20 protein-coding genes and 2 tRNA genes are annotated in these 21,820 nt (G+C 65.5%); 15 read left to right on the forward strand and 7 right to left on the reverse strand.

Features of this window, described 5'->3' with window-relative positions; all coding sequences use genetic code 11:
* Window positions 1–182: 182 nt before the first annotated feature.
* The 4 genes from AC1DZT_RS10600 to AC1DZT_RS10615 form a co-directional block, all read right to left on the reverse strand.
* Window positions 183–1,277, reverse strand: coding sequence for an alkene reductase (locus AC1DZT_RS10600; protein WP_478006592.1), 1,095 nt, complete (start codon window positions 1,275–1,277; stop codon window positions 183–185).
* A gap of 150 nt (window positions 1,278–1,427) precedes the next feature.
* Window positions 1,428–1,988 (reverse strand): hypothetical protein, encoded by a 561-nt coding sequence (locus tag AC1DZT_RS10605; RefSeq protein ID WP_478006593.1) that lies wholly within the window; start codon window positions 1,986–1,988, stop codon window positions 1,428–1,430.
* On the reverse strand, window positions 1,985–3,115 hold the full coding sequence (gene tgt, locus AC1DZT_RS10610) for a tRNA guanosine(34) transglycosylase Tgt (RefSeq protein WP_478006594.1): 1,131 nt from the start codon (window positions 3,113–3,115) through the stop codon (window positions 1,985–1,987). Before tgt ends, AC1DZT_RS10605 begins: the two co-directional genes overlap by 4 nt.
* A gap of 88 nt (window positions 3,116–3,203) precedes the next feature.
* Window positions 3,204–3,941 (reverse strand): polysaccharide deacetylase family protein, encoded by a 738-nt coding sequence (locus AC1DZT_RS10615; protein ID WP_478006595.1) that lies wholly within the window; start codon window positions 3,939–3,941, stop codon window positions 3,204–3,206.
* Between the two features lie 172 nt (window positions 3,942–4,113).
* Between AC1DZT_RS10615 and AC1DZT_RS10620 the strand changes: the two genes are divergently transcribed.
* From AC1DZT_RS10620 to AC1DZT_RS10655, 8 genes are all read left to right on the forward strand, one after another.
* Entirely contained in the window at window positions 4,114–5,046 is a 933-nt protein-coding gene (locus AC1DZT_RS10620; RefSeq protein ID WP_478006596.1) for a pirin family protein, read from the forward strand.
* 122 nt (window positions 5,047–5,168) lie between these two features.
* On the forward strand, window positions 5,169–6,992 hold the full coding sequence (locus AC1DZT_RS10625) for a calcium-binding protein (protein WP_478006597.1): 1,824 nt from the start codon (window positions 5,169–5,171) through the stop codon (window positions 6,990–6,992).
* Window positions 6,993–7,046: 54 nt separating this feature from the next.
* Window positions 7,047–8,633 carry a calcium-binding protein gene (locus tag AC1DZT_RS10630; RefSeq protein WP_478006598.1) on the forward strand — a complete coding sequence of 529 codons (1,587 nt, stop codon included), beginning with the start codon at window positions 7,047–7,049 and terminating at the stop codon, window positions 8,631–8,633.
* A 114-nt stretch (window positions 8,634–8,747) separates the two neighbouring features.
* Window positions 8,748–9,443 (forward strand): calcium-binding protein, encoded by a 696-nt coding sequence (locus AC1DZT_RS10635; protein WP_478006599.1) that lies wholly within the window; start codon window positions 8,748–8,750, stop codon window positions 9,441–9,443.
* Window positions 9,444–9,772: 329 nt separating this feature from the next.
* A tRNA-Asp gene (locus tag AC1DZT_RS10640) sits at window positions 9,773–9,849 on the forward strand.
* Window positions 9,850–9,915: 66 nt separating this feature from the next.
* Window positions 9,916–9,992 (forward strand) — tRNA-Asp (locus AC1DZT_RS10645).
* A gap of 353 nt (window positions 9,993–10,345) precedes the next feature.
* Window positions 10,346–10,684: a DUF1344 domain-containing protein gene (locus AC1DZT_RS10650; protein ID WP_478006600.1), complete on the forward strand. Its 339-nt coding sequence runs from the start codon at window positions 10,346–10,348 to the stop codon at window positions 10,682–10,684.
* Between the two features lie 306 nt (window positions 10,685–10,990).
* Entirely contained in the window at window positions 10,991–11,260 is a 270-nt protein-coding gene (locus AC1DZT_RS10655; RefSeq protein WP_478006601.1) for a DUF1344 domain-containing protein, read from the forward strand.
* 160 nt (window positions 11,261–11,420) lie between these two features.
* Here AC1DZT_RS10655 and AC1DZT_RS10660 read toward each other — a convergent pair whose 3' ends face one another.
* Window positions 11,421–11,870, reverse strand: a complete 450-nt coding sequence (locus AC1DZT_RS10660; protein ID WP_478006602.1) for an N-acetyltransferase family protein — start codon at window positions 11,868–11,870, stop codon at window positions 11,421–11,423.
* Window position 11,871: 1 nt separating this feature from the next.
* Window positions 11,872–13,269, reverse strand: a complete 1,398-nt coding sequence (locus tag AC1DZT_RS10665; protein ID WP_478006603.1) for a M20/M25/M40 family metallo-hydrolase — start codon at window positions 13,267–13,269, stop codon at window positions 11,872–11,874.
* 126 nt (window positions 13,270–13,395) lie between these two features.
* Here AC1DZT_RS10665 and AC1DZT_RS10670 point away from each other — a divergent pair, with 126 nt between their 5' ends.
* The 5 genes from AC1DZT_RS10670 (at window position 13,396) to AC1DZT_RS10690 (ending at window position 18,278) form a co-directional block, all read left to right on the forward strand.
* Complete coding sequence (locus AC1DZT_RS10670) at window positions 13,396–13,830, forward strand: hypothetical protein (protein ID WP_478006604.1); 435 nt, start codon at window positions 13,396–13,398, stop codon at window positions 13,828–13,830.
* Window positions 13,831–13,944: 114 nt separating this feature from the next.
* The gene (gene hemA / locus AC1DZT_RS10675) at window positions 13,945–15,180 is read left to right on the forward strand and encodes a 5-aminolevulinate synthase (RefSeq protein WP_478006605.1); all 1,236 of its coding nucleotides are present in this window, start codon (window positions 13,945–13,947) and stop codon (window positions 15,178–15,180) included.
* A gap of 118 nt (window positions 15,181–15,298) precedes the next feature.
* Entirely contained in the window at window positions 15,299–16,510 is a 1,212-nt protein-coding gene (locus tag AC1DZT_RS10680) for a helix-turn-helix domain-containing protein (RefSeq protein ID WP_478006606.1), read from the forward strand.
* 134 nt (window positions 16,511–16,644) lie between these two features.
* Window positions 16,645–17,784, forward strand: a complete 1,140-nt coding sequence (ispG, locus tag AC1DZT_RS10685) for a flavodoxin-dependent (E)-4-hydroxy-3-methylbut-2-enyl-diphosphate synthase (RefSeq protein ID WP_478006607.1) — start codon at window positions 16,645–16,647, stop codon at window positions 17,782–17,784.
* Window positions 17,781–18,278 carry a cupin domain-containing protein gene (locus AC1DZT_RS10690; protein ID WP_478006608.1) on the forward strand — a complete coding sequence of 166 codons (498 nt, stop codon included), beginning with the start codon at window positions 17,781–17,783 and terminating at the stop codon, window positions 18,276–18,278. The genes ispG and AC1DZT_RS10690 overlap by 4 nt, the downstream gene beginning before the upstream one ends.
* A gap of 255 nt (window positions 18,279–18,533) precedes the next feature.
* On the opposite strand, the gene AC1DZT_RS10695 is transcribed toward AC1DZT_RS10690, so the two are convergent.
* The gene (locus AC1DZT_RS10695; protein WP_478006609.1) at window positions 18,534–19,277 is read right to left on the reverse strand and encodes a DsbA family protein; all 744 of its coding nucleotides are present in this window, start codon (window positions 19,275–19,277) and stop codon (window positions 18,534–18,536) included.
* An 87-nt stretch (window positions 19,278–19,364) separates the two neighbouring features.
* Between AC1DZT_RS10695 and AC1DZT_RS10700 the strand changes: the two genes are divergently transcribed.
* A complete protein-coding gene (locus AC1DZT_RS10700) occupies window positions 19,365–20,507 on the forward strand; it encodes a pyridoxal phosphate-dependent aminotransferase (protein ID WP_478006610.1) in 1,143 nt (380 codons plus the stop codon).
* A gap of 58 nt (window positions 20,508–20,565) precedes the next feature.
* Complete coding sequence (locus AC1DZT_RS10705; RefSeq protein ID WP_478006611.1) at window positions 20,566–21,783, forward strand: N-acetylmuramoyl-L-alanine amidase; 1,218 nt, start codon at window positions 20,566–20,568, stop codon at window positions 21,781–21,783.
* Window positions 21,784–21,820: the final 37 nt, after the last annotated feature.

Raw genomic sequence — 21,820 nt, forward strand, 5'->3', positions numbered from 1 at the left:
GGGGCCTCCCCCTCTTCGAACTCTATATCTGGTGGTCGTCCTTACGGCTTTCAACCACGCGAACAACACATTCTGAGAGCCTGCGCCTTGCCGCAAAAATCTTCAAGCGGCCTTTGCAGAAAAGCTGAGAGATGTGACTTCCTCCCGCGCAAGGCGCACGCGGGAGGGTTTGGGGGTCCGGCTCAGGCCGCGACTTGGGCCAGGGTCGGGTAGTCGGTATAGCCCTCGGCGCCGCCGCCGTAGAGGTTGGCGGTGGGCAGCGGGTTCAGGGGCGCATCCAGGGCCAGACGCTCGGCCAGGTCCGGGTTGGAGATGTAGAGCTTGCCGAAGGCCACGAGGTCGACCTTGCCACCGGCCACCGCCGCAACCGCCGCGGCGCGGTCATAGCCGTTGTTGGCCATGTAGACGCCGTTGAAGCGGTCGCGCAGGGTTTCCAGCGCGCCCGCGGGCCAGTCGCGCGCCCCGCCGGTCTGGCCTTCGACCATGTGGAGGAAGGCCACGCCCGCCGCATTCAGCACGTCGATAGCGGCCGAGAAGGTCGCCACCGTGTCGCTGTCCAGGCCAACATTGTTGGCGTTGGAGAAGGGGCTGAGCCGCACGCCCACCCGGTCCGCGCCCAGAACGCCCGCCACGGCGGAAACCACCTCGGCGAGGAAGCGCACCCGGTTGGAGATCGAGCCGCCGTATGCGTCGGTCCGCTTGTTGGAGGTGTCGCGCAGGAACTGGTCGATCAGATAGCCATTGGCGGCATGGATCTCGACCCCGTCAAAGCCCGCGTCCCGGGCATTCTCGGCGGCCTTGCGGTAGTCATCGACCACGCGGGCGATCTCTTCGGTGTCCAGTGCGCGGGGCACCGAGGTTTCGACAAAGCCCTTGCCGTCGAAGGTCTTGGAGAAGGCGCCGATGGCGGATGGTGCCACCGGGGCCACGCCGCCCTTTTGCAGCGAGGTATGGCTGACCCGGCCGACATGCCAGATCTGGGCGACGATCTTGCCGCCCTTGTCATGCACGGCCTTGGTGACCTTCTTCCAGCCCTCGACCTGAGCGGCGCTGTAGATCCCCGGGGTCCAGGCATAGCCCTTGCCCTCGGGCGAAATCTGGGTGCCTTCGGTGATCAACAGGCCGGCGCCGGCGCGTTGCGCGTAATATTCGGCATGCAGCTCGTAGGGGGTGTCATCCTCGGGCTTGGCGCGGTTGCGCGTCAGCGGGGCCATGACGACACGGTTCTTCAGCGACAGCGCGCCGACCGTGAGGGGGGTGAAGAGGGTCTCGGTCATCGGTAGCATCCTTTTCGGGGAAGTCAGGGGCGGCAACAGCGCGCCCGAAAGGCGATGGATGACACCTAGGGACGATCCGCGCCGGTGCAAGGCGCGGCTGCGACTTACAGCACAGGGCTGACCTGCGATATTTGCATGGCTCGGGGGCCGTCAGGGCGCGCGGCTGAGGTCGAAAACCGCCCGCGCCGCCTGACCGCCACCCGCGCCCTGAACGACAAGGGCCATCCTGTCCTTCGACAGGGCAAAGACCCACAGCGTCGCACTCGCGCCGCCGTCCATCGGCACCTTGGCAAGGAATTGCGGCAAGCTCGCAGGGTCACAGGGCAGGCCCGTCGCCTCGACCTCGGGGGCAAGCAGTTCGGCCGCCATCAGCGGCGATTCCCCCGGCAGGGCGAAATCCGGCCGCGTCTGCAGCGAGACCACGCTGTAGGGCATGAGGGTCACGGCAGGAAACAGCGTATCCTCGGCCAGAGTCAGGCTCCGCCCGTCCGAGGTGAAGATGGCCGTCTCCGGCTCCTCCTGCGCGGGCAGGGGCTGCACCTTGCCGTCCTCCATCTCGATCAGCCCGCTGCGGAACACCGCCTGCCAGCTGCCCGCCAGATCCTCGGCCACGGCCGTCCGCGCAGCACCGGTCAGGCCGCAGTAATCGGCGGGGGTGGCCGGGGTGGTCAGAAGCACCGTGGCGAACAAGGCAGCGAGGCTTGTCCTCATAGCGGCTCGATATCCCCCTTGGCGCGGTTCTCGTGGAACTCGGCGACGAAGGCCGACAGCCGCCCCGCCGCGATGGCATCGCGCAGGCCCTGCATCAGCTCCTGGTAGTAATGCAGGTTGTGCCAGGTCATCAGCATCGAGGCGATGATCTCTTCCGCCTTGAAGACATGGTGCAGATAAGCGCGGGAGTAGTTGCGGCAGCAGGGGCAGGTGCAGTCGGCATCCACCGGGCGCGGGTCGTCCTGGTGGCGGGCGTTCTTGATGGTGACAGGCCCGCGCCGCGTCCACAGCTGACCGGTGCGGCCGGAGCGGCTGGGCAAAACGCAGTCCATCATGTCGACGCCGCGTTCGACAGCACCCACGATGTCATCGGGCTTGCCGACCCCCATCAGATAGCGCGGCTTGTCCTCTGGCAGCATGCCGGGCGCGTAGTCGAGGACGCCGAACATCGCTTCCTGCCCCTCGCCGACCGCAAGGCCGCCGATCGCATAGCCGTCAAAGCCGATGCCGCGCAGCGCCTCGGCGCTTTCGCCGCGCAGGTCCTTGTTGACGCCGCCCTGCTGGATGCCGAACAGGGCATGGCCCGGCCGGTCGCCAAAGGCATCGCGCGAGCGTTTCGCCCAGCGCATCGACATCCGCATCGATTTCGCCACCACCTCATCCGTCGCGGGCAGGGCGGGACATTCGTCAAAGCACATCACGATGTCGGAGCCGAGAAGCTTCTGGATCTCCATGCTGCGCTCGGGGCTGAGCATGTGTTTCGAGCCGTCGATGTGGGAGGAGAATTTCACCCCCTCCTCGGTCAGCTTGCGCAGGGCGGCGAGGCTCATCACCTGGAACCCGCCCGAGTCGGTCAGGATCGGGCGGTTCCAGTTCATGAACTTGTGCAAGCCGCCAAGCCGGGCGATCCGCTCGGCGGTTGGGCGCAGCATCAGATGATAGGTGTTGCCCAGGAGGATATCCGCCCCGGTCGCGCGCACGCTTTCGGGCAGCATCGCCTTGACCGTGGCCGCGGTTCCGACCGGCATGAAGGCGGGGGTGCGGATCTCGCCCCGCGGGGTCTGGATCACCCCGGTGCGGGCGCGGCCATCTCTGGCGTTGATCTGGAATGCGAAACGTTCGGCCATGGGGACCCTCCATCAGCCTGCCCTTCTGCGTCAGAAGGGGCAAAAAGCCAAGAGGGGCCAAAAGCCGGGAGCCTTTTGCGGCAGGGGCTCAGCGCCGAGTGGTCTCGGCCAGGGGGGCGGGGATGGCGTCCTCGAGCCTTACGAAGACCACGCCCTTGGCCTGCAAGGCCGCGATGCCCGCCGCCACGCCGGCCCCTGCCGCTCGGGTCGGCTGGTTGATATGGGCGATGATCACATCGCCGTCCCGGGCTTGGCCAAAGCGCCGTGTCGCCTCGGCGGCGGAGACGCTGGCCCCGCTGTCGCCGTTGAGCGAATAGCCCGCGACCTGAAGCCCGAGGCCGCGGATCTCGGCCATGGCCGAGCTGTCGTATTTCGCCGTCGCACCGCGGAACCACGCGGGCGCCGGGCCACCTGCCGCGGTGATCTGATCCGCGCCGCCCTTCACCTCGGCCAGAACGGCCGCGGGCGAGCCTGCGGCCTTCAGGCCATAGACCCGGGTCGGGTAATCGACGGCGGGGATATGGCGGGCGCCGTGATCCTCGATCTCGAAAAGGTCGGGGTGGGCCTTCATTTCGGCAAAGGCCTCCGCATTGCGCGCCAGCCACTTGCCCGAGACGAAGACCGTGGCGGGGATGGATTTCTGCTCCAGAAGGTCGAGGATGCGGTGATCGACCCTACCGTCGCAGGCGTCGAAGGTCAGGGCGACGCGGGTCTCTCCCCCGGCGCTGGCGGGCAGGTGCAGGCTCGGCTCCACCAGCCGGGGCAGATCTGCCGCCGCGGCGGGCCAGGCCAATCCCATCATCACCGCCAGAACTGAAAGTCGCATCGCATGTCTCCTGCTTTGGCGCCGTCTTACGACCGCTGGCGCAGGCTTTCCAATCAACTGGCCGTGCGGGTGGATGGCCCCCAAGCGCAGGCGCAAACAGACAATGTGCGAAATCCGTGACGCGCATCCGGCGGCAGGACACTATATAAGATGCGCAAAGAAGGAGATTGAGATGAGCTGGAACCCCGCCCTTGACCATGTTCTTCCGCTTGGCGATGCGGTCGATGCAATCGAAACCGTGATCATCCCCCGCGTCCATGACCTCGGCGGGTTCGAGGTGCGCCGCGCCTTGCCCTCCAAGGCGCGCCAGATGGTCGGCCCCTTCATCTTCTTCGACCAGATGGGCCCGGCCGAGTTTCTGACCGGCAAGGGCGTCGATGTCCGCCCGCATCCCCATATCGGGCTGGCCACCGTGACCTATCTGCTGAAGGGCGCGATGCACCACCGCGATTCGCTGGGCACCGACGCCTGGATCACCCCGGGGGCGGTCAACCTGATGACGGCGGGCAAGGGGATCACCCATTCCGAACGGATGGACGGGCCGGGTCGCCAGGCGCCGCAAAGCCTGTTCGGGTTGCAGACCTGGCTTGCCCTGCCCAAGGACCGCGAGGATGATCCGGCCTCCTTCCTGCACGCCCCCGCCGAGGAGCTTCCGGTGCTGGAGGGCGAGGGCAAGCTGGTGCGCCTGATCCTGGGCGAGGCCTGGGGCGCCAAGGCCGCCGTCGCCACCCCGTCCGAGACGCTTTACGCCGATGTGACCCTTGCCGCCGGGGCGACGCTGCCCTTGCCCGACAACCACGAGGACCGCGGCATCTATATCCTGCAAGGCGAGGTGACGGTGGGCGGCGTGACCCATCAGGCGGGCGAGATGCTGATCTTCCGCCCCGGCGACCGGATCGGCATTACGGCAGGCGCGCTCGGCGCCCATGTCATGCTGCTGGGCGGCGCGACGATGGACGGGCCGCGCCACATCTGGTGGAACTTCGTCGCCTCCTCGCAGGAACGGATCGAGGCCGCCAAACAGGCCTGGCGCGAGGGCGACTGGGAACACGGCCGCTTCCAGCTGCCGCCCAGCGACAATGCCGAGTTCATCCCGGCGCCATAAGGCCAACGCCTTGAGGCGAAAGCCTTGAGGCCAACGCCGCAATTCATCTTTGACTGGTTGCCGCCGCACCTGTAGCCTTTGCCTTCATGTACAAATCCCGCGTAACCGGTGTGGAGTGAAACATGAACATCACGGGCGACGAGAACGGACCAACCGCCGACCGGCTGTCCGGGGGCAGCGCCGCGGATGTGATCGCCGGTCTGGACATGGCGGACTCGCTGTTCGGGGGTGGCGGTGCGGACACCCTCTACGGCGATGACGGCTCGGACGATCTTTATGGCGGACTTGGCGTCGATCTGCTGCTGGGCGGGAATGACAGTGACATGCTGTTTGGCGGCGGCGGTATCGATGCGCTTTATGGTGGCTTGGCCAACGACAAGCTGACCGGTGGCGACGGCAATGACGCGCTGGAGGGCGACGAGGGCGATGACAGCCTTTATGGCGGCGCTGGCGCCGACGGGTTGGTCGGTGGTGATGGCAATGACCAGATCTTCGGTGGCCTTGGCCGCGATGTGATCGGCGGCGGCCTGGGCGCCGACGTGATTTTTGGCGGTGCCGCAAACGACGTGATCGGCGGGGACGATGGCGACGACAGCTGCGACGGCGGCACCGGCGATGACAGCATCGTCGGCGGTCGGGGCAATGACACGCTGCTCGGGCAGGACGGCCGCGACGAACTGACCGCGCAGGCCGGCAATGACAGCCTCGATGGCGGGGCGGGCGATGACGGGCTTTTCGGCGATGCCGGCAACGACAAGGTTTCGGGCGGTGAGGGCAACGATCAGGTCTATGGCAACCTTGGCCGTGACTCGCTTTATGGCAATGCGGGCGACGATTTGATCTTCGGTCACGAGATGATCGAGAACCCGCTCTTCAAGGACGACCGCGCCAAGGATTTCCTGTTCGGCGGCTTGGGCAACGATTCGATGGCGGGGGATCTGGGGGCGGATATCCTCGCGGGCGGCGATGGCAACGACCTCTTGTTCGGCCATTATGTGAACTGGGTGCCCGGCGCGCTTGTGCCCACCGACGATGGCGGTTCTGACACGCTTTATGGCGGCGACGGCAATGATACGCTGACGGCCGATTACGGCGACGACCTGATGAACGGCGGCGCGGGCGACGACATGGCCGACTATTCCAAGGCCACGGAAATCCTTGTGATCGATCTGCGGCTCAGCACGGCGCAAGAGGTCCGCCCGGGCGAGCTGGATACCCTGATCAGCATCGAAGATGTTCTGGGCGGCAAGGCCGACGATCTGATTATGGGCAATGCTTCGGGCAACGGGATCGACGGAAAGGGCGGCGACGACAGGCTGTATGGCTATGAGGGCAATGACGCCCTGATCGGCAGCGCGGGCAATGACCGGCTCGAGGGCGGGCTGGACGATGACTTCCTCAGCGGTGGCGATGGGCGCGACTGGGCCAGCTACAAGGAAAGTACGGCGGCCGTCGCCGTGAACCTTGCCCTGACGTCACGACAGGACACCAAGGGCGCTGGCCTTGACCAGATCATCGGCTGCGAGAATCTCGAGGGTGGGTCCGGCAATGACACCCTCCTGGGCGACAGCGCCGCCAACGAGATCACCGGCCGTGGTGGCAGAAATCAGATCGTCGGGGGCCATGGCGCAGATACGCTGCGGGTGAACGGCGGCGAGGATGACTTCATCTATACCGAGGTTGCGGATTCTACTCTGGGTGCAACCGACGTGATCTATGGGTTCAAACATGTCATCTCAAAAATCGACCTGTCCTTCATCGACGCCAATGTACTGGTCGATGGCGATCAGGAGTTCACCTTTGTCGGCAATGGCGCGCTGGGACTGGGGAAACTCAGCTATTCGGCCGGATTGCTGCTGGGGGATGTGAATGGCGATGGGGCGGCGGATATCGCGATCAAGCTGAACGCGGTTCTGTCCATGACGGATGCTGACTTCGTGCTTTGACCGGTCAAATTTTCCTGCATATCCTGTCGCCATATTTGTGGCGTGGAGATTGCAATGATCATTTACGGCGACAAGGACGGCAAGAAGAACGATCTTTTGAACGGCGGCAGTGCCGGCGACTATATCTACGGCGGATTTCTCAACGACACGATCTATGGCGGCGGCGGCGCGGACACGATCCTCGGCGGGCCGGGCGATGACCGGGCCGAGGGCGGCGCGGGCCTCGACGACATCTCGGGCGGCGACGGGGCGGACAAGCTTTACGGCGGCGATGGCTTTGACGCCCTGCGCGGCGATGCCGGCAACGACAGCCTGGAAGGCGGCAACGGCGGCGGCGACCTCAGCGGCGGCGATGGCGACGACCGGATCGCGGGCGGCGACGGGGTGGATGGCATCTCGGGCGACGCCGGCAACGATTTTCTCGTCGGCCTCGGCGGCATGGACATCATCGGCGGCGGCACGGGCGACGACAGCATCTATGGCGGCGAGGGTGATGACGTCCTGACCGGCGACGAGGGGATGAACCAGCTTTACGGCGGCACCGGCAACGACCAGATGATCGGCGGCGACGCGACCGACACGCTGGAGGGCGGCGCGGGCAACGATTCGATCTCGGCGCTGGCCGGCGATGACCGCGTGCTGGGCGGCGACGGCAATGACATGATCCTGCTTTTCGAGGGCAACGACACCGCGCATGGCGATGCCGGCTATGACAATATCTACGGCGATGCCGGGATGGATGTGCTGTACGGCGGCGACGGCAATGACCTGCTGTCGGGCCATGCCTATATCGAGAATCCCGACGCGCCCGACGACCTGGCCAAGGACATGGTCTTCGGCGACCATGGCGACGACACGATCCAGGGCAATGGCGGGGCCGATTTCCTTTCGGGCGGGCAGGGGCGCGACGTGCTCTGGGGCCATTACATCGCCGGTCTGCCGGGCAGGTTCGTACCAGCCGACGACAATGCCGCCGACACGCTTTATGGCGGCTATGGCGCTGACACGCTGCATGGCGGCGGCGGGGCGGACAAGCTTTACGGCGGCAGCGGCAATGACCTGCTCTACGGCGGCAAGGGCGATGACCTGATCCAGGGCGGTCAGGGCAAGAACACCGTGAGCTACGCCGATATCTCTGCCGCCGTGCGGGTCGATCTGTCCTTCATCGGCTCGCAGGACACCAAGGGCGCCGGCACCGACACGATCTTCAACTGCATCAACCTGATCGGCGGCCGCGGCAATGACACGCTCTTTGGCGATGACCTCGGCAATGCGATCAGCGGCGGTTCCGGCAAGGACCGCATCTTCGGCGACCGCGGGGCCGACCGGCTGACCGGCGGGCTGGGGGCCGATATCTTCGTCTTCGGCAATATCGACCAGTCCAATGCCACCACGACCGACACGATCACCGATTTCAACCAGAGCCAGGGCGACAAGATCGACCTGCGCAGCTTTGACGCCGACAGCACGACCGACGGCTTCCAGCACTTCACCTTCGCCGCCGACGGGGTTCTGGGCCTCGGCAAGATCGCTGTGGCGGGGGACGAGATCCTCGGCGATGTCACCGGCGACGGCGTGGCCGATTTCGTGGTGAAGCTCTTGAACGGTGCCACGCTGGGTGCCGGGGATTTCCTGCTCTGACAGGCGTGAAATCCCCTGCAAGACTGGCCTTTCAGCGCGCTTGACAGGCTTGCCGACCCCGTGAACTCTGCCCGTTAACGACCGTCCGGTCGTTTTCAAAGGGAGGGGATTGTCATGGCACAGGTCACTTGGGGCGCAGCCCTGGGATTTAGAGGCAAAGTTACGGATTTCATTGATTTCAGCGCGCTGTCGCCGGTCTCGGCCGGAAGCACGTCCTTCACGCTGGTCGACAACAGCGGTGGCGACGGTCTGACGGTTTTCGGCACCGATTTCACCTATTCCTTCTCCGGGGTCACCGGCGGCACGGTCTCCGGGGTCACGCTGTTCAACGGGGCGCACGCGCCGCTGATCACGGTCACCGGCCTGTCGCTGACCGCCACCAGCATCTACGACGCCTTCAACACCTCGGGCGGGCTGGCCGTGGAATCGCTTCTGATGGCGGGGGCGGACAGCGTCACCGGCAGCACCAAGGGCGACTATATCTTCTCGGGGGCGGGCGCCGACACGATCAAGGGCGGCGCCGGGTCGGATTATATCCTGGGCGAGAAGGGCAATGACGTGCTCTGGGGCGGGCTTGGTGCGGATACCTTCCGCTTCCGTGCCGGCGATGGCACCGACCGCATCAAGGACTTCCACGACGACAACCTGGCCAGCGACGACCGTATCGCGATCTCTCAGGCGCTTTACAGCCATATGGTCGCCACCGACACCGCGACCGGGGTGAAGCTCGATTTCGGCACGGCGGGCAAGATTCTCGTCGACAACTGGCATGTGGCCGACCTCGACATCGGGGATTTCACCCTGCTTTGAGCGCTTCGGGCGGGCTGTGCGGCGGCTTTGAGGGCCGATGCCGCACAGCCCGTGCCCGGGATTGTAACAATCCGCCGGCCGATTGTTACGAAGACCCGGCCCGAGCGCCGGAAAAAGCCCGCCCGATCGGGCCTTCCGCGCCGGTTTCGTGATCGACAGCCGGGCCCCTGGCCGCAAATCCCGCCCCCGCCCGCAAGGCGCATCCGCGCCCCCGCCGCCCGCCCGCAAAACTTGCGCCGGCTTTTGGCGAAAATCGTGGCGAGGCCGCTTGACGCCGCCCACGGGCTTCCGTAATACCCCGACACGTTCGGGCGGGCCCGGATGGCTAAGCGGTGGTAGCTCAGTTGGTTAGAGTACCGGCCTGTCACGCCGGGGGTCGCGGGTTCGAGCCCCGTCCACCGCGCCAGCCTTCCCCGCCCGCCCCGAACGTGAAGCGTTCAATCGCAAGTGCGAACGTGAGTGTGACAAAAGCGCGGTGGTAGCTCAGTTGGTTAGAGTACCGGCCTGTCACGCCGGGGGTCGCGGGTTCGAGCCCCGTCCACCGCGCCACACATTCCCAGCCAAGAGGCCCTCCCTGACCGGAGGGCTTTTTGCTTTTCAGCCCCCCCGATCCGCTTCGAACCGCCCCGGATCGCCTGCGCGGGCAGGGCGCGGATCACGCGGGCCAGACCCCGATCACCGACCGGTAACGCCTTGGTGAAACACCGCTTTTCACGCCGCCTCACCAGATGGTGAGCCCGGCTTACCCGATGTAACACGGCGCGGTAGACCAGTTCTCGCAAGGCCGGAAGCTGCTGGGCGATCGCAAGACAGGATCGTGGACACAGCAGGTTCAGAGCGTCTTGTGCGAAATTTGGCGAGGTGCTGCAGAGTGCAGGCCTCCAGCCAGCGGAGAAACTGAAATGCGTTCGAAATTCCTTCCCCTCGTCGTTATTGCTGGCATGACCTTCGGCGGCGCTGCCTTTGCGGGAACGACCGCGACCACGGCCACCGCTCCGGCCGCCACCGCTGCGACCACCACCAAGGCGACCAAGGCTTCGATGCCGATGACCGTCAAGGACGTCTCCGGCACGATCAAGAAGATCAACACCAAGGCCGGCTATGTCGTCCTGTCGAACGGCATCAAATACCACCTGCCCAAGGGCTTCTCGCTGACCGAGTTCAAGGTCGGCCAGAAGGTCTCGGTCTCTTACGAGATGAAGGGCAAGCTGCACGAAGCCACCGCGATGAAAGCGGCCTGATTTCGCGTCAGACCCAGGGTTGAAGACGGGGGCCGCAACGGCCCCCGTTTGCATTTTCCACGTCCGGTTTCACATGAGCCTTGATTCGTAACGCATTGGTGAAGCACAACTATTCAACACCATTCACCAGACGGTGAGACCCCCTTCGCAAGTCCGAAATCCCCGGTTATGCCTTTCCTCACAAGACCAGAGTCAGCCGGGCGACCCGCAAGGGTTGCCGACCCGACCGACCCGGAGCGTCTTGCACAATCCTGTGGGAGCAAGCCCCGCAACCGGGCGCTCTCCCCCCCGAATGGAGTATCTGACATGCGTTCGAATGTCCTCGTCCCGGTCCTGTCCGCCGCCATCGCCGCCAGCCTGGCACTGGGCGGCGCCGCCTTTGCCGCCGCCACCACGACCTCGGGCACGATCAAGTCGATCGACACCAAGGCGATGACCGTGACCCTGTCCAATGGCATGACCTATCACCTGCCCGCAGGGTTCAAGCTGGCCGGGTTCAAGGCCGGCGAAAAGGTCAGCGTGACCTCGGAAACCAAGAACGGCCTGCACGAGGCCACCATCCTGAAGGCCGAATGAGCCCTGTCTCCTGAAGCCGAAACGGGGGCCCCACCGCGGGCCCCCGTTTTCGTCTGCCGTCCAAGGACTGTCGCCTTGGGGAGGTCCGGGAGGGGCTGCAAAAGCCCCTCCGGCAGGGTGGTTCGGAGGGGCTGGCCCCTCCGATCTCCCCCGCCCAAGGCTAAAGCGTCAGCCGGTAGCGGATATGCCCGTCGCTCGGCACGATGCTGTCATAAAGCCTGCGCGCCGTCGCATTGCCCTCGTTGGTGTTCCAGTAAAGCCGGTGCCACCCCCGCGCCCGGGCGAGTTCCATCAGATCCTCGATCAGCGCCCGCCCCAGCCCCTGGCCCCGCGCCAGCGGCGAGACGAAGAGATCCTCCAGATAGCAGTCATCCCCCATCACCCAGGTCGAGGGGTGATGCTGGTGGATGGCAAAGCCCAGAACCTCACCGCCGACCTCGGCCAGCCGCATCTTCATCGGGCTTGTCGCATCCATCAGCCGTGCCCAGGTGCTGGCTGTGATCGCGGGGTCAAGTGCCGTCTCGTAATAGTCGAGAAAGCCCTGCCACAGCCCGCGCCAGGCCGCCTCATCCCCGGGGCCAGCGTCCCGGATCACCAGATCCTGCGCCATCTCAGGCCAGCTTCGCCAGGACACGCGCCCAGGAGCGGATGCCCTTGTGGAAGCTTTCCAGGTCATATTTCTCGTTCGGCGAATGGATCTGGTCGTCGTCCTTGCCAAAGCCCATCAGGATCGCATCCATCCCGAGATAGGTCTTGAAATAGCCCGCCACCGGGATCGACCCGCCCGAGCCGATGAAGGCTGCGGGCATGTTCCATTCCTCGGTCAGGGCGGTGCGCGCGGCGGCAAAGGCCGGGTGGCCGATCTCCATCACCGAAGCCGGGGAATTGCCGTGGCCCTTCCACTCGATCCGGCAATCGGCCGGCAATTGCGCCTCGGCCCAGGCGCGGAAAGCTTCACGCAGCTTGTCGGGGTTCTGCTGGCCGACGAGCCGGAACGAGACCTTGGCATGCGCCTCGCCCGGCAGCACGGTCTTGAACCCGTCGCCGGTATAGCCGCCCCAGATGCCGTTGATCTCGGCCGTGGGCCGCGACCAGAGCTTTTCCAGGGGCGTGCGGTCCTGTTCGCCCGCAGGCACCGAAAGCCCCACATCGCCCAGAAAGCGGGTGTGGTCGAAGGACAGGTTCTGCCACTGGCTGCGCAATTCGTCCGACAGTTCCGGCACGCCGTCATAAAAGCCCGGCACCTGCACCCGGCCTTCGCTGTCATGCAGCCCGGCGAGGATCTTCGTCAGCACGGTGATCGGGTTCTGCGCCAGACCGCCATACATGCCGGAATGCAGGTCACGGTTGGCGGCATGAAGCGTCAACTCCTCGCCAAGAAGGCCGCGCAGCATGGTGGTGATCGCCGGCGCCCGGCTTTCAAAGAGGCCGGTGTCGCAGATCAGCGCCACATCGGCCTTCAGCTCCGCCGCATTCTCTTTCAGGAAAGGGATCAGCGAGGGCGAGCCGGATTCCTCCTCCCCCTCCAGGAAGATCGTCAGCTTGCCGGGCAGGGTGCCATGCACGGCCTTCCAGGCGCGGCAGGCCTCGATGAAGGTCATCAGCTGCCCCTTGTCATCCGACGAGCCGCGACCGCGCAGGACGCGCCCCTTGGGCGTCTCCTCGATCGCCGGGTCGAAGGGGTCGCGGGTCCAGAGCGACAGGGGGTCGACCGGCTGCACGTCATAGTGGCCGTAGAACAGAAGATGCGTGCTGTCTGCCGTGCCGGCGCTTTCGCCGCCATGCGCCACCACCATCGGATGGCCGGGCGTCGGGCGCGAGGAGGCCGTGAAGCCCAGCCCCTCCAGATCGCGCACCAGCCAGTCGGCGGCGCGGGCGCAATCGGGCTTGAAGGCCGGGTCGGTCGAGATCGAGGGGATTCGCAAAAGATCCATCAACCGGTCCAGCGCCTCGGGCAAGGTCGCGTCGATAAGGTCCAGAACGGGGGCCAGATTCGGGGTGGCGGTCATCGCAATCTCCATCAATTGATCGGCGGGGCGGAGCCTAGCAGGCGTGAGGGGACTGTCCAGACCGGGATTTTCACGTTAAGGCACGGCAAAGTTCTGCGGATGCATAGTGCTGCAAAGGAGTGTCAGATGGTGAAAGTATTTGGACGTGGCCTGATCGGGGCCGTCGTGGCCGGCGCAACGCTGGCCAGCGCAACCCTGGCCAGCGCGGTCTGGGCGGGCGATGTGCCGACCGAGGTCAACACCCTGCAAGGCGCCAAGGTCACCCTGCATGTCTATCCCTTCCTGAAACCCGATGAATTGAAGACCCTGCGTCTGGTGGCGACCAATTCCCAGGCGCTGGCGCTTTTCGTGCCGGGCGACAAGTCGCATTACTCGGCCATGGCGCTGGCACCCGATGACGGCTTCATGAAGGATGGCGCCCCGGTCAATACCGCGATTGCCCTCAGCGATTTCACCGATCCGGCCAGCGCCTCGGCGGCTGCCAAGAAGGCCTGTGATGACAAACGCGGCAAAAAAGGCAAAGCTTGCGTCATCGTGCTGGAGGTCGGCCCGGCCTCCTGAGCCGAATTTCCGGGCGGCGAGGCAAAATGCCACCTGTAAAATCCGGTTCCTTTGAGGCAAATCAAGGGAACCGTAAGGATTTCGCCGCAGAGTACCGGCGAATTGGAGACCGACATGACCGCCCAGAACACCTATGATGCCGCGCTGGATGCTGCCCTGAACCGTTTGCACGATGAGGGCCGCTACCGCACCTTCATCGACATCGAACGTGACAAGGGCCGTTTCCCCCATGCCACCTGGCACCGCCCCGATGGCTCGACGCGCGATATCACGGTCTGGTGCGGCAATGATTACCTCGGCATGGGCCAGCATCCCGAAGTGCTGGCCGCGATGCACGAGGCGCTGGATGTCTCGGGCGCAGGCTCGGGCGGGACGCGCAACATCTCTGGCACCACGGTCTGGCACAAGCGGCTCGAGGCGGAACTGGCCGATCTGCATGGCAAGGAAGCGGCCCTGGTCTTCACCTCGGCCTATGTCGCCAATGATGCGACGCTGTCTACCCTGCGGGCGATCTTTCCCGGCCTGATCATCTATTCCGACGCGCTGAACCACAACTCGATGATCGAGGGCATCCGGCGTGGCGGTGGCGAAAAGCGGATCTTCCGCCACAACGACATGGCCCACCTGCGCAGCCTTCTGGCGGCGGATGATCGCAAGGCGCCCAAGCTGATCGCCTTCGAATCGATCTACTCGATGGACGGCGATTTCGGCCCGATCAAGGAGATCTGCGATCTGGCCGAAGAGTTCGGCGCGCTGACCTATATCGACGAGGTCCATGCCGTCGGCATGTATGGTCCGCGCGGGGCCGGCGTGGCCGAACGCGATGGCCAGATGCAGCGGATCGACATCATCAATGCGACCCTTGCGAAGGCCTACGGCGTCTTCGGCGGCTACATTGCTGCAAGCGCGAAAATGGTCGATGCGGTGCGCTCCTATGCGCCCGGATTCATCTTCACCACCTCGCTGCCGCCCGCCGTTGCGGCCGGTGCCGCGACCTCGGTCCGCATCCTGAAAACTGCCCAATATTTGCGCGACAGCCAGCAGCTGAATGCAAGAATCCTCAAGATGCGGCTGAAGGGTCTGGGCCTGCCGATCATCGACTGCGGTACGCATATTGTGCCCGTCCATGTCGGCAACCCCATCCATTGCAAGATGCTGTCGGACATGCTGTTGGAAGACCACGGCATCTATGTGCAGCCGATCAACTACCCCACCGTGCCGCGCGGCACGGAAAGACTGCGTTTTACCCCCTCTCCGGTGCATGACGCGGCCCAGATCGACCATCTGGTGCAGGCGATGGACAGGCTCTGGGGCCACTGTGCGCTGAATCGCGCGCAGGCCTCGGCCTGAGGACTCTCGCATATGCAAAAGGGCTTGCCCTGTGCTAGCCTTTACGGAATACGAACCGCCATGAGTCGAACCTTAATGCGACTCAGGAATGATACGGGGCAGTGATGGGACAGGGCGCATGATCGGGCGGAAATTCCGCACACCGACGCCGGAGTCGGAAGGTCCAAAGGGCTTTGACGACTTCGAGTTGCGGCTTGGCGACCTCATGCGGGGCGAGCGCGCCACGCTGGGCAAGTCGCTTCTGGACGTGCAGCGCGAGCTGAAGATCAAGGCGTCCTATATCGCCGCGATCGAGAATGCCGATGTCTCCGCCTTTGAAACGCCGGGCTTTGTGGCCGGTCATGTCCGCTCCTATGCCCGCTATCTGGGGATGGAGCCGGACGAGGCTTTTGCCCGTTTCTGCCGCGAGGCGAATTTCGAAGTCGCGCATGGCATGTCGGCTGCGGCCTCGGGCCAGATGATCAAGGCCGCCCGCAACCGCGTGGCGCCGGAAAATCGCGATCCCTTCGTGCATGCCAGCTTCGTCCCGCAGGGCGAAAGCGTGTTTTCCCGGGTCGAGCCCGGCGCCATCGGCTCTTTCGCTGTGCTGATCGCGCTGATCGGCGCGTTGGGCTATGGCGGCTGGTCGGTCCTGCAAGAGGTGCAACGCGTCCAGCTGGCCCCGGTGAACGAGGCGCCCTCCGTGGTGGCCGAGATCGACCCCCTGGGCAATGTCAAAGGCGTGGCTCCGCTGGTGCGTTCGGCCCCGGCGCAGGTGGCGGATGCCTCCTCCGGTGCTGCGGCCGATCTTCTGTCGCGCCCCGAGGCCTTGAATGTGCCGGTCATGACACCGCGCGATGGCCCGATCGCCGCGATCAACCCCAATGTCGCCGCCGAAGTGCCGGCCCAGTCCACCGTGGATCAGGCGGTGGCGCAGGCCGTGGCCGCGGAATCGCCGGTCCAGGTCGTGGCGGCTTCGGCCCCTGGGGTCGAGATCCTTGCTGTCCGCCCCTCGTGGGTGCGGGTCTCGGCGGTGGATGGCACCGTGCTGTTCGAGAAGATCCTCGATGCGGGTGAGCGCTATACCGTGCCGCAACTGGCCAAGGCGCCGGTGCTGCGGGCGGGCAACTCGGGCTCGGTCTATTTCTCGGTCAACGGCAAGACCTATGGTCCGGCCTCGCCCGGCTCGAATGTGATCAAGAACCTGGCGCTGGATGCGGCCTCCCTGACCTCGAATTTCCAAGTGGCGGACCAGACGGGCGATTCCGATCTGGCGCATTTCGTCAATGTGGCCGAGGCGACGCAGGTCACCCCGGTGGCCGACAGCACGGGCCAGGCCCCGCAAAACTGACCGCAAGCGAGTGGCAGGTCTGGTCGGGCGACAGGCCCGGCCGCATCGCAGGTCTGTGATCGGCCGGGCTTCTGCCGTTGCAGGCCCCGCGCGCCCGGCCTATCACTGCGGGCACGCGAACCTGAGGACAAGCCATGACCCACAATCCGATCCGCCCCTGGCGCAACATCGAACGCCGTGTCAGCCGCCAGATCCGGGTCGGCAAGGTGCTGGTCGGCGGCGACGCGCCGATCTCGGTGCAGACCATGACCAACACGATCACCTCGGACGTCAAGGCGACGCTGGAACAGGTGCAGCGCTGTGCCGTGGCCGGGGCCGACATCGTCCGCATCTCGACCCCGGATGAGGAATCGACCGCCGCGCTGAAGCATATTGTCGCCGAAAGCCCGGTGCCGATCGTGGCGGACATCCATTTCCACTACAAACGCGCGATCGAGGCCGCCGAGGCCGGCGCCGCCTGCCTGCGCATCAACCCCGGCAACATCGGCGATGCCAGGCGCGTGGCCGAGGTGGTCAAGGCCGCCAAGGACCACGGCTGCTCGATCCGGATCGGGGTGAATGCCGGCTCGCTGGAGCGGCACCTCCTGGAGAAATATGGCGAACCTTGCCCGGATGCGATGGTGGAATCGGGCCTCGACCATATCAAGTTGTTGCAGGACAACGATTTTCACGAATTCAAGATCTCGGTGAAAGCCTCCGATGTCTTCATGGCGGCGGCGGCTTATCAGCAGCTGGCCACGGTGACCGATGCGCCGATCCACCTTGGCATCACCGAGGCGGGCGGGCTGGTCTCGGGCACGGTGAAATCGGCGATCGGTCTGGGCAACCTGCTCTGGTCCGGCATCGGCGACACGATCCGCGTCAGCCTCTCGGCCGATCCGGTGGAAGAGGTGAAGGTCGGGTTCGAGATCCTCAAGAGCCTCGGTCTGCGGCACCGGGGTGTCACGATCATCTCCTGCCCCTCCTGCGCGAGGCAGGGCTTCGACGTGATCAAGACGGTCTCGGCGCTGGAAGAGCGGCTGGCGCATATCACCACGTCGATGAGCCTGTCGATCATCGGCTGCGTGGTGAACGGCCCGGGCGAGGCCTTGATGACCGACATCGGCTTTACCGGCGGCGGGGCGGGCAAGGGCATGGTCTACCTTGCGGGCAAGCAGGACCACACGATGGGCAATGACCGAATGGTCGATCACATCGTTGATCTGGTTGAGAAAAAGGCCGCCGAACTGGAGGCCGTCGCGGCACTTGAAAACAGCGCCGAGCCCGTGGCATGACCGACCGCCCGAAAGAGATCGTCCATTGGACCGAGATCGAAAATCCCTTGGCCTTCCAGCACCGCGACCGCGATGAGCCGATGAGCCACGGCGCCGCCTTCGGCCAGCATTTCGGCCTGCAACGCCTTGGCATCCATCACGAACGCCTGCTGCCGGGCCGCCGCACCTCGCTCCCCCACGCCGAAAGCGCCGAGGAGGAATTCGTCTATGTCATCTCCGGCACGCCCGATGTCTGGCTTGACGGTCATCTGCACCGGCTTGCGCCGGGCGACGGCGTGGGCTTCCCGGCCGGCACCGGCCTTGCCCATACCTTTATCAACAACACCGAAGCGGATGTGGAACTTCTTGTGGTGGGCGAGGCTTCCAAGCCGGAAAACCGCATCGTCTATCCCCTGAACCGCGAGCGCAGGCCGCTGCTGGCCGACTGGTGGGAAGATGCACCTGCCCGGCCCCTCGGCCCGCACGACGGCCAAAGCGACAAACAGCGCGGTTGAAGCGGGGCCACGTCCGGCGGTGGGGCGCAGAGCCCCCCGATTCCCGCCCGTCCTGCAGATTGGTTAACGCCCCCAAAATCTTCCGCGCGTAGAGACGCAAGGAAGACAGAAGGAAGACGAAAGGAAGACAGCGCCTTTTGCGGTCAGTTCCCCGGTAAATCCAGCGCCCGCAACAGCTTGCGCGCCTTTCCTGATCTGCCGCATGACGGGACCGTTCAAGACCGCCCCGCCCGAATTTCAGATCAAACTCGCGCCTCAGCCGGCGCGTTCCTGATCGACGATCTCTTTCATGCCCGCCTCCGGCAAATAGCCGCGCAGCATCTTGGTGTCGATGACGAAGGTCGGCGTCCCCGTGATGTTCAGCTTCTGCGCCAGGGCGTGGTTCTCTTCGATCACGCCGGTGACCTCGCTGCTGTCCATCTTGGCCAGGATGGGCGCGGGGTCATAGCCCAGCGTCTTGGCGAGCCGGCCCAGCGTTTCCGAGTCCGGCGTGCCGCGCAGGCTGATCAGCGCGTCATGCACCGATTTGTAGGCCTGGTCGCCATGCAAGAGCTTCACCGCGATGGCGAATTTCGACGAGGTCAGCGAATCCTCGCCGAGGATCGGGAACTCCTTGACGACAAAGCGGATATTGCCGTCGTTCTTCACCAGATCCTCGACCTCGGAATAGGCCTTGCGGCAATAGGTGCAGCGGTAGTCCATGAATTCGACGACGGTGACATTGCCCTCCGGATTGCCGCCAACCCAGCTCGCCGTGTCCTTGAAGATGGCGTCGGCATTGTCCGACAGCATCTTGCTATCGGCCTGCGCCGCCGCCTGATCCTGCCGGTTTTGCAGGACCTGCATCGCCTCCATGATCACTTCGGGATTGTCGATCAGATATTGCCGCACCTCGGCCCGGAAGGCATCGCGTTCGGCTGGGGTCATCTCGCCCAGGCCGCCGGCCAGAGCGGGCAGGGCGGCAAGCGACAGGCAAAGGGCAAGGGCAATACGGCGCATGACGGACCTTTGAAGGGCGCGGATCGGAAGGCTGCTTGACGCCAGCCGCCCGCGCGGGAACATGGGGCGTCAGAATGGGGCAGGTGGATGAAGAGATCAAGTCGCGGGCAGGTGGATGCCTTCATTGTGATGGATGTGGTCGAAGCCGCCCGCAAGGCCGAGGAGGCCGGCCGCCATATCATCCATATGGAGGTGGGCCAGCCCGGCACCGGCGCGCCGCAAGGGGCCAATGCCGCCGTGGCCCGCGCCCTGGAACAGCCGCTCGGCTATACCGTCACGCTCGGCCTGCCTGACCTGCGCGCCGGGATCGCCCGGCTTTACCAGCGCTGGTATGGCGTCGATCTCGACCCGGCGCGGGTTGTGGTCACCTCGGGCTCTTCGGGGGCCTTCCTTCTGGCCTTCACCGCGCTTTTCGATGGGGGCGACCGGGTGGGTCTGGGCGAGCCGGGATATCCCTCCTACCGCCAGATCCTGCGCGCGCTGGACCTGGTGCCGGTGGGCATCCAATCCCGGGCCGAGAACCGCCTGCAGCCGGTGCCGGAGGATCTGGCGGGGCTGGACCTGCAGGGCCTGATCATCGCCTCGCCCGGCAATCCTTCGGGCACCATGCTCGACAAGGCGGCGCTGTCCGCCCTGATGCAGGTCTGTGCGGCGCGCGGCATCAGCTTTGTCTCGGACGAAATCTACCACGGGCTGCATTACGGCGACCGGGCCGTCTCGGTGCTGGAAATCAGCGACGCGGCCTATGTGATCAACTCCTTCTCGAAATATTTCGCGATGACCGGCTGGCGGATCGGCTGGATGGTGGTGCCCGAGGATCACATCCGCACCGTCGAGCGCCTGGCGCAGAACCTCTTCATCTGCGCGCCGCATGTGGCGCAGGTGGCGGCACTCGCGGCGCTCGACTGCGTGGACGAGATGGAGACCAACCGCGCCATCTATGCCGAGAACCGCCGCCTGATGCTGGAGGGCCTGCCCAAGGCCGGCTTCACCAGCTTTGCACCGCCGGATGGGGCCTTCTACATCTATGCTGATGTGAGCCGGCATACGCAGGATTCGCTGGCCTTCTCGGCCGAGCTTCTGCGCGAGGCGGGGGTGGCGGTGACGCCCGGCCTCGATTTCGACCCGCGGCGCGGCGGGCAGACCTTGCGGTTTTCCTATGCGCGGGCCACGGCGGATATCGTGGAGGGCCTGGCGCGCCTGCAGGCCTATATGGCGCAGCGGCGGTGAATGTGGCGGAGGCCGGGGGTTTCACACCCCCGGACCCCCGTGGGATATTTTCGTCTGGATGAAAGGGTTAAGGGTGGGGTTCTGGGTTCGGCTTGCGGTTCTGGTGACCGGGTTGCTTCTGGGCGTCGGTCTGTCTGGTCTTCAGGCGCAGCAATTGTCGGCGCTGGCGCGGCTGGATCCCAAGGCCAGCCACCTTGCCGATGCGGCGGGCGGGGTGGAACTGGTCCTGGGCCTGAGCCAGCCTGTGCCCTGGCGGGTGCGGGTGCTGGACGGGCCGCCGCGGCTGATCATGGATTTCCGCGAGGTCGACTGGTCGGGGCTGGATGCCATGCCGCAGAAATCCGCGCTGATCGCCGGTTTGCGCGCCGGAGAGTTCCGGCCCGGCTGGTCGCGGCTGGTGCTGGACCTCAAGCGCCCGATGCTGGTGGCCGAGGCGGGCATGGAGACCAAGGCGGCGACCGCCATTCACCTGAAGCTCACCCCGGCGAGCGAGGCCGCCTTTGCCGCCAAGGCGGCGGAGCCCGAGCCCGAGGGTTGGGCTTTGCCCAAGCCCGCGCCGCTGGTGCCGGTGCCCAAGCGCGGCTCGGGGCCGCTGATCGTGGTCCTCGACCCCGGCCATGGCGGCATCGACCCCGGGGCAGAGCGCGATGGCCAGACCGAGGCCAAGTTGATGATGGTCTTTGCCCGCGAACTGAAGGAGGTGCTTCTGCGCGACGGCGGCTTCAAGGTGATCCTGACCCGCGAGGATGACAGTTTCGTCCCCCTCGAACAGCGGATCTCGATCGCGCATATGGCCGGGGCGCAGGTGTTTCTGGCCCTCCACGCCGATGCCCTGGCCGAGGGCGAGGCGGTGGGGGCCACGGTCTATACCCTGGCCGATGAGGCGACCGACAAGGCCTCGGCCACGCTGGCCGAGCGGCACAACCGTGACGACCTTCTGGCGGGCATCGACCTCAGCCAGCAGGATGACGTGGTGGCGACCGTCCTAATGGACATGGCCCGGGCCGAGACTCAGCCGCGCACCGCCCGGCTGGCCGATGCGCTGGTGGAGGCGATCAGCGCCGCCAAGATCCGGATGCACCGCCATCCGCATCAGGAGGCCTCTTTCGCGGTGCTGAAATCGGCCGATATCCCTTCGGTCCTGCTCGAGGTCGGCTTCCTTTCGTCGGAAAGCGATCTGGAGCATCTTCTGGACCCGCAATGGCGCCAGACCATGGCGCGGGCGATCCGCGACGGGTTGAAGGCCTGGGCCGCGGCGGATGCGGCCTCTCCCTAGGGCCGCACCAACGCCCATAGGCGGCTTTGTTCCGGCA

Source organism: Rhodobacter sp. P1_C2, from assembly GCF_056406375.1.

Bases quoted from the DNA above. Each gene is read 5' to 3' on its own strand.
- AC1DZT_RS10600 (WP_478006592.1), bottom strand. From the start codon at position 1,277: ATGACCGAGACCCTCTTCACCCCCCTCACGGTCGGCGCGCTGTCGCTG.
- AC1DZT_RS10605 (WP_478006593.1), bottom strand. From the start codon at position 1,988: ATGAGGACAAGCCTCGCTGCCTTGTTCGCCACGGTGCTTCTGACCACC.
- tgt (WP_478006594.1), bottom strand. From the start codon at position 3,115: ATGGCCGAACGTTTCGCATTCCAGATCAACGCCAGAGATGGCCGCGCC.
- AC1DZT_RS10615 (WP_478006595.1), bottom strand. From the start codon at position 3,941: ATGCGACTTTCAGTTCTGGCGGTGATGATGGGATTGGCCTGGCCCGCC.
- AC1DZT_RS10620 (WP_478006596.1), top strand. From the start codon at position 4,114: ATGAGCTGGAACCCCGCCCTTGACCATGTTCTTCCGCTTGGCGATGCG.
- AC1DZT_RS10625 (WP_478006597.1), top strand. From the start codon at position 5,169: ATGAACATCACGGGCGACGAGAACGGACCAACCGCCGACCGGCTGTCC.
- AC1DZT_RS10630 (WP_478006598.1), top strand. From the start codon at position 7,047: ATGATCATTTACGGCGACAAGGACGGCAAGAAGAACGATCTTTTGAAC.
- AC1DZT_RS10635 (WP_478006599.1), top strand. From the start codon at position 8,748: ATGGCACAGGTCACTTGGGGCGCAGCCCTGGGATTTAGAGGCAAAGTT.
- AC1DZT_RS10650 (WP_478006600.1), top strand. From the start codon at position 10,346: ATGCGTTCGAAATTCCTTCCCCTCGTCGTTATTGCTGGCATGACCTTC.
- AC1DZT_RS10655 (WP_478006601.1), top strand. From the start codon at position 10,991: ATGCGTTCGAATGTCCTCGTCCCGGTCCTGTCCGCCGCCATCGCCGCC.
- AC1DZT_RS10660 (WP_478006602.1), bottom strand. From the start codon at position 11,870: ATGGCGCAGGATCTGGTGATCCGGGACGCTGGCCCCGGGGATGAGGCG.
- AC1DZT_RS10665 (WP_478006603.1), bottom strand. From the start codon at position 13,269: ATGACCGCCACCCCGAATCTGGCCCCCGTTCTGGACCTTATCGACGCG.
- AC1DZT_RS10670 (WP_478006604.1), top strand. From the start codon at position 13,396: ATGGTGAAAGTATTTGGACGTGGCCTGATCGGGGCCGTCGTGGCCGGC.
- hemA (WP_478006605.1), top strand. From the start codon at position 13,945: ATGACCGCCCAGAACACCTATGATGCCGCGCTGGATGCTGCCCTGAAC.
- AC1DZT_RS10680 (WP_478006606.1), top strand. From the start codon at position 15,299: ATGATCGGGCGGAAATTCCGCACACCGACGCCGGAGTCGGAAGGTCCA.
- ispG (WP_478006607.1), top strand. From the start codon at position 16,645: ATGACCCACAATCCGATCCGCCCCTGGCGCAACATCGAACGCCGTGTC.
- AC1DZT_RS10690 (WP_478006608.1), top strand. From the start codon at position 17,781: ATGACCGACCGCCCGAAAGAGATCGTCCATTGGACCGAGATCGAAAAT.
- AC1DZT_RS10695 (WP_478006609.1), bottom strand. From the start codon at position 19,277: ATGCGCCGTATTGCCCTTGCCCTTTGCCTGTCGCTTGCCGCCCTGCCC.
- AC1DZT_RS10700 (WP_478006610.1), top strand. From the start codon at position 19,365: ATGAAGAGATCAAGTCGCGGGCAGGTGGATGCCTTCATTGTGATGGAT.
- AC1DZT_RS10705 (WP_478006611.1), top strand. From the start codon at position 20,566: ATGAAAGGGTTAAGGGTGGGGTTCTGGGTTCGGCTTGCGGTTCTGGTG.